The sequence below is a fragment of the Lichenicoccus sp. genome (genome assembly GCF_965276875.1).
Taxonomy (GTDB): domain Bacteria; phylum Pseudomonadota; class Alphaproteobacteria; order Acetobacterales; family Acetobacteraceae; genus Lichenicoccus.
In genome coordinates, this window is the sequence record NZ_OZ255701.1 from 1316501 (window position 1) to 1322500 (window position 6000).

1 protein-coding gene, 3 tRNA genes and 3 rRNA genes (1 of these 7 running past the window's edge) are annotated in these 6000 nt (G+C 60.1%); 1 reads left to right on the forward strand and 6 read right to left on the reverse strand.

Annotated elements, in window-relative coordinates; translation table 11 throughout:
• Window positions 1-409 precede the first annotated feature (409 nt).
• A complete protein-coding gene (locus ACQY4K_RS06400) occupies window positions 410-2089 on the forward strand; it encodes a recombinase family protein (RefSeq protein ID WP_428395998.1) in 1680 nt (559 codons plus the stop codon).
• Here the strand turns inward: ACQY4K_RS06400 and ACQY4K_RS06405 are convergent.
• The 6 genes from ACQY4K_RS06405 to ACQY4K_RS06430 all read right to left on the reverse strand — a co-directional run.
• Window positions 2046-2122: transfer RNA gene (locus tag ACQY4K_RS06405), tRNA-Met, on the reverse strand. The genes ACQY4K_RS06400 and ACQY4K_RS06405 overlap by 44 nt on opposite strands.
• 31 nt (window positions 2123-2153) lie before the next feature.
• Window positions 2154-2269, reverse strand: a 5S ribosomal RNA gene (gene rrf / locus ACQY4K_RS06410).
• Window positions 2270-2364: 95 nt separating this feature from the next.
• Window positions 2365-5123, reverse strand: a 23S ribosomal RNA gene (locus ACQY4K_RS06415).
• 405 nt (window positions 5124-5528) lie between these two features.
• Window positions 5529-5604, reverse strand: a tRNA-Ala gene (locus ACQY4K_RS06420).
• A 72-nt stretch (window positions 5605-5676) separates the two neighbouring features.
• Window positions 5677-5750 (reverse strand) — tRNA-Ile (locus ACQY4K_RS06425).
• 176 nt (window positions 5751-5926) lie between these two features.
• Window positions 5927-6000 (reverse strand): 16S ribosomal RNA (locus ACQY4K_RS06430) (it continues 1435 nt past the right edge of the window).
• Together the 16S, 23S and 5S rRNA genes with 3 tRNA genes alongside form the textbook arrangement of a ribosomal RNA operon.

The following is a 6000-nucleotide window of genomic DNA, read 5'->3' on the forward strand; positions in this document are numbered from 1 at the left end:
CGGCGCTCCAAATCACCGACCTCGGGCCGCATTGGGCACCGCCGTGTTCAGCACAGGAAACAGGTGCGAAAACAAGGGCGCCCGGAACGAACGGCCGCTTGAGGAGTTGGTCAAGAGTCTCGCGCGGCAAGCAGCTCGCGAGCTATACGCTGAGCAGGCCGCACAAGGGTCGACAGATCAGAGCGGTCTCAACACGTCTGGATTGCCGTAGGCAGCTGAGATGATCGCGCCGGAACGATCGACAATTGTCTGGGTCTCGCCACGATTTCTGAGGCCGCCTTCCCGGGCCTGCAAGGCAAACTAGGACCAAGCGTTGAGCGAGCCGTCCGAGGAGCGCACACGGACCACGCCATTGGCGATCGCACCGATCGAGCAGTAGCATAAGCTTCCGCCCGGTCGAGGAATTCCGATGCCTTTACGTGTCGCAATCTACGCGCGCTACTCGTCCGAGAACCAGTCCGAGCACTCAATCGACGATCAGGTGCGGACCTGCCGGGCCCGCGCTGAGCGCGAGGGCTGGACTGTTGTGGAGGTTTACGCGGACTACGCGTTCAGCGGCGCGACAACAAACCGCCCCCGCCTGCAGTCACTGGCGAGCGATGCGCGATCCGGCTGTTTCGACATTGTGCTGGCCGAAGCTTTGGACCGCATCAGCCGCGACCAGGAGCACACGGCCGGCATCTGGAAGTTGTTGGCTTTTGCCGGCGTCACGCTGACCACGCTGTCGGAGGGCGAGATCAGCGAACTGCATGTCGGCCTCAAGGGCGCCATGAATGCCCTCTTTCTCAAGGATCTTGCCGCCAAGACTCATCGGGGCTTGGCAGGCCGGGTCGAAGCCGGCAAGTCGGGGGGCGGCCTGAGCTACGGCTACCGCGTCGCACGCCACTTTCACGACCGCGGCGATCTTGTGCGCGGGGAACGTATCATTTGTCCGGCTGAGGCGCTGATCGTGCAGCGGATCTTCGCCCTGTTCGCGGCAGGCTCTAGCCCGATCGCGATCGCCAAGACTCTCAACGGCGAGGGCCTTACGGGACCGGGCGGCAAGCCATGGCGCGACACCACCGTGCGCGGCCATGCCACACGTGGCACCGGCATTCTGCGTAACGAGCTTTATATCGGCCGCCTCGTTTGGAACCGGATGCACTACGTGCGCGACCCGGCGACCGGCAACCGCGTCTCCCGCCTGAACCCTCGTGATGCCAGGATCACGGTGGACGTCCCGAAGCTGCGGATCATCGACGACGAGCTTTGGGCACGGGTGCAAGCGCGGCTCGGTGACATTCGATCCGCCTCAGGCGCCGATGATCCGGAGCGGCCACGCTTCTGGGACAGGCGCCGCGCCCAGCATATCCTGACCGGAAAGGTATTCTGCGGCTGCTGCGGCGGCGCGTTCAGCAACAGCGGCCGGGACTACCTGGCTTGCAACGCCGCCAAAAAGCAGGGCGTGTGCGACAACCGCCGCAGCATCCGCCGCCAGACCCTGGACGACCTCGTGCTCGACGCGATGCGCACCCAACTGATGGATCCTGGCTCCGTCGCCGCCTTCATCAGCGAGTTCACCGCCGAATGGAACCGCGTGCAGGCCGAGAAGGAAGCCGGACGTGAACAGCAGGAGCGCGAGCTGGCTCAGGTCCAGCGCAAGCTCGCCGGCCTGATCGACGCGCTCGCAGAAGGCTTTCGGGGGCCCGGGTTGCAAAAGCAGCTTGATCAGTTGGAAGCACGCAGATCATTCCTCGAAGACCAACTTGCAAGCGCAACGGCGACGGCGCCGCGGCTCCACCCAAACCTCGCCACGCTCTACCGCGATCGTGTCGCGGCGCTGCAAGAGGCCCTCAAGCGCGAGAGGGGCGGACAGGAGGCGCTGGAGATTGCGCGCGGGCTGATCGAGCGCATCACGGTGGGGCCGGTGTTCGATGCCGCTGGTCTGGTGATTGATATCACTGGCGAGATTGGCGCGATGCTGAGTCTCGGCCTGACCGACAGACGCAACGCAGCGTCGCCGGCTAAGCTGGCCGGCGACGAGACATTCGTACGTTCGGTGAAAGTGGTTGCGGGGACAGGATTTGAACCTGTGACCTTCAGGTTATGAGCCTGACGAGCTACCGGGCTGCTCCACCCCGCGTGGGTGATGTGTGTGAGGGCTGGTTTGGAAGACCTGGCGGCGACCGACTTTCCCGCACCTTGTGGTGCAGTATCATGGGCGCTGGGGTTTTTCACGGCCGAGTTCGGGATGGGATCGGGTGGATCATTCCCCGCCATGGCCACCAGGTCGTCCGAGCCAGCCGTTGGTGTGTGGGCTCGGGCGTGTGGGGTTGGTGCGATGCGGCGGGGAGAGAGTGGGTGTGTGGGTGACTGCTGTGCGTGTGGTTTGAGTCAATTGGGCGATTAGGACCAGTTAGCTGAGTGCATTGCTGCATGTATACATCTGGCCTATCGACGTGATGGTCTATCACGGCCCTTGGGGAGACCTGGTTTTGAGGTAAGTTTCCCGCTTAGATGCTTTCAGCGGTTATCTTTTCCGCACGTAGCTACCCGGCGGTGCCGCTGGCGCGACAACCGGTGCACCAGAGGTGCGTTCATCCCGGTCCTCTCGTACTAGGGACAAGTCCTCGCAAGTCTCCTTCACCCACGGCAGATAGGGACCGAACTGTCTCACGACGTTCTAAACCCAGCTCACGTACCACTTTAATCGGCGAACAGCCGAACCCTTGGGACCTGCTCCAGCCCCAGGATGTGATGAGCCGACATCGAGGTGCCAAACCTCCCCGTCGATGTGGACTCTTGGGGGAGATCAGCCTGTTATCCCTAGAGTACCTTTTATCCGTTGAGCGATGGCCCTTCCACGCGGGACCACCGGATCACTATGGCCGACTTTCGTCTCTGCTCGAGCTGTCGCTCTCGCAGTCAGGCGGGCTTATGCCATTGCACTCAACGACCGATGTCCGACCGGCCTGAGCCCACCATCGCGCGCCTCCGTTACACTTTAGGAGGCGACCGCCCCAGTCAAACTGCCCACCATGCAGGGTCCCGGTCCGGGCTGACCGGACGCGGTTAGACATCAGAAAAATTCAGGGTGGTATTTCAAGGATGGCTCCACCCAGGCTGGCGCCCGTGCTTCAGTGCCTCCCACCTATCCTACACAGCATTTTCCTGATGCCACTGCAAAGCTGCAGTAAAGGTTCATAGGGTCTTTCCGTCTGACCGCGGGTACCCCGCATCTTCACGGGGAATTCAATTTCGCTGAGCCGATGCTGGAGACAGCGGGGAAGTCGTTACGCCATTCGTGCAGGTCGGAACTTACCCGACAAGGAATTTCGCTACCTTAGGACCGTTATAGTTACGGCCGCCGTTTACCGGGGCTTCAATTCAGTGCTTGCACACCTCCTCTTAACCTTCCGGCACCGGGCAGGCGTCAGACCCTATACGTCGTCTTGCGACTTCGCAGAGCCCTGTGTTTTTACTAAACAGTCGCTACCCCCTGGTCTGTGCCACCCCCACATGGTTGCCCACATAAGGGTCTCGCTTATCCCGAAGTTACGCGAGCAATTTGCCTAGTTCCTTCAGCATCGTTCTCTCAAGCGCCTTGGTATGCTCTACCAGTCCACCTGTGTCGGTTTCGGGTACGGTCTATACGCCAGAGCTGTTTCCCGGAATGCTCAAAAAGCCCGCCCAATCCGATAAGGACAGACAACATCTCGCATTCGTCACTGCTGGCAGGCTGGGGAGTATTCACCCCATTCCCATCGACTACGGCTCTCGCCCTCGCCTTAGGGGCCGGCTCACCCTGCGCGGATTAACCTTGCGCAGGAACCCTTGGACTTTCGGCGACAGTGTTTCTCACACTGTTTGTCGCTACTCATGTCAGCATTCGCACTTCCGATATCTCCAGGGAGGATCACCCCATCCCCTTCACAGACCTACGGAACGCTCCGCTACCGCGTATGATGTTACTCACACACCCACAGCTTCGGCACGTGGCTTGAGCCCCGTTACATCTTCGGCGCAGGGTTTCTAATAGACCAGTGAGCTATTACGCTTTCTTTAAAGGATGGCTGCTTCTAAGCCAACCTCCTGGTTGTTTTGGAATCCCCACATCCTTTCCCACTTAGCCACGATTTGGGGGCCTTAGCTGGTGGTCTGGGCTGTTTCCCTCTCGACGATGGACCTTAGCACCCACCGTCTGTCTGCCGGACTACACTCTCGGGTATTCGGAGTTTGGTTAGGTTTGGTAAGGCTTTGGGCCCCCCTAGCCCATCCAGTGCTCTACCCCCCGAGGCGAACATCCAACGATCTACCTCAATAGATTTCGCGGAGAACCAGCTATCTCCGAGTTTGATTGGCCTTTCACCCCTAGCCACAGCTCATCCCCGACTTTTTCAACAGGCGTGGGTTCGGCCCTCCAGTGCGTATTACCGCACCTTCAGCCTGGCCATGGCTAGATCACTCGGTTTCGGGTCTTCTGCCAGCAACTAAACACCCTGTTCAGATTCGCTTTCGCTGCGCCTACACCTAACGGCTTAAGCTCGCTGCAAACAGAAACTCGCTGACCCATTATACAAAAGGTACGCCGTCACCCGACCCACACTCGCGTGCTTCGAAGGCTCCGACTGCTTGTAGGCATCCGGTTTCAGGTCTCTTTCACTCCCCTCGTCGGGGTGCTTTTCACCTTTCCCTCACGGTACTCGTTCGCTATCGGTCACCAGGGAGTATTTAGGCTTGGAGGGTGGTCCCCCCATGTTCAGACAGGATTTCACGTGTCCCGCCCTACTCAAGGATCCATGAGCCATTACGCATACGGGGCTATCACCCGCTCCGGCCGGCCTTTCCAGACCCTTCTGCTTGCGTCCCATAAACCACTGGCCTGCTCCGCGTTCGCTCGCCACTACTAGCGGAATGTCAGTTGATCTCTTTTCCTCCAGGTACTGAGATGTTTCAGTTCCCCGGGTTCGCCTCATAACCCTATCTATTCAGATCATGATACCTATCGCTAGGTGGGTTGCCCCATTCGGATATCCACGGATCAAAGCCTGCTCGCGGCTCCCCATGGCTTTTCGCAGCGTGCCACGTCCTTCATCGCCTCCTGGTGCCAAGGCATCCACCGAATGCCCTTATCATACTCAAACACACGCACAGGAACCACCCACACCCGGGGGATCGCGCGATACTTCTACTGTGCTGGCCGCCTAGACGCACTCCTCTGCGCTCCGGTGCTCACGGCCCGACGGCCGCTCCGCTCCGGTTCTCGAAAAACACGCCATACGACTCAACACAGCGAAGTCTCGGACAATCCTCACGAACTGCGAGATCGACCTGCACATCACTTGGTCATCCCAAGCACACTCTTCTCTCTCGACGCTTCTGCTCGCCACCACAGCCTTCGGGTCAGACACCCAAGCCGCGGCCGCCAACAGAAACGCACCAACCTCTTCACACTGACAAAGAACACAACACACCGGACGACATCGCTCGCGCCATGCCGCCCAATCCAGGCTTTCCCGCAATGACCCCCACCCCCTCAACACCAACCCTGGTGGAGGCGGACGGAATCGAACCGACGACCCCCTGCTTGCAAAGCAGGTGCTCTACCAATTGAGCTACGCCCCCATGCCAAACAGCCCGTGCGCCCCTAGGCTCTCCGGGGGATGCCATCCTGGCTGCAAAGCAGACAGGATGGCATGGGCCAGGGAGGACTCGAACCTCCGACCCCACGCTTATCAAGCGTGTGCTCTAACCAACTGAGCTACTAGCCCCAAACAGATTTGGCCCGAACTCGAACTCGATCATTGCAGGAAGGGATATGCTGACGGCGCCACGCGCATCTTACGCCCGGCAAAATCCAGGCACGCCCGCGTTGATCCAACACGGGACTTGTCGAACGTCTCTCAAAGGCACAGCCAAAGCCACACCCGCTCAAGAGACATCCTTGAAAGGAGGTGATCCAGCCGCAGGTTCCCCTACGGCTACCTTGTTACGACTTCACCCCAGTCGCTGACCCGACCG